This window comes from Paracoccus sp. SY (assembly GCF_002901215.1).
Lineage (GTDB): Bacteria > Pseudomonadota > Alphaproteobacteria > Rhodobacterales > Rhodobacteraceae > Paracoccus > Paracoccus acridae.
In genome coordinates this window covers 1-316 of sequence record NZ_NWMQ01000244.1, presented here as the reverse complement: position 1 = coordinate 316, position 316 = coordinate 1, and the positions used below count along the sequence as shown (strand labels likewise).

1 protein-coding gene is annotated in these 316 nt (G+C 69.0%); it reads right to left on the bottom strand.

The window, feature by feature from the left end:
• Window positions 1–316, bottom strand: a 316-nt coding sequence (locus CK944_RS22720) for a plastocyanin/azurin family copper-binding protein (protein WP_239986231.1), incomplete at both ends; no start/stop codon positions are given.

The window sequence follows — 316 nt, the reverse complement described above, 5'->3', positions numbered from 1 at the left end:
TCCTGGCCCGGACGGCCCACGACAATCCGCGCCACCATGCCGGCATGTTCATGCGGCTGGCAATAAAGATCATGGACGCCGGGCACGGTCAGCGTGACCTCGTATTCCTCGCCGGGCAACAACAGGCCGCTGTCCCAAGGCTGCGCCCCGTCGGGAATGCGCTGCGGCCGGTCCAGGATGGCGGGGTGATAGGTGGTGGCCGTATGGCTGTTGCCCGGGTCGCGGTTCACGAAGCGGATCGTTGCGCCGGGGGCGACGGCAAGCCCGACCGGCACGAACCAGACCGCCTCGCCGCGCGGGCTGCCCTTCATCTCGA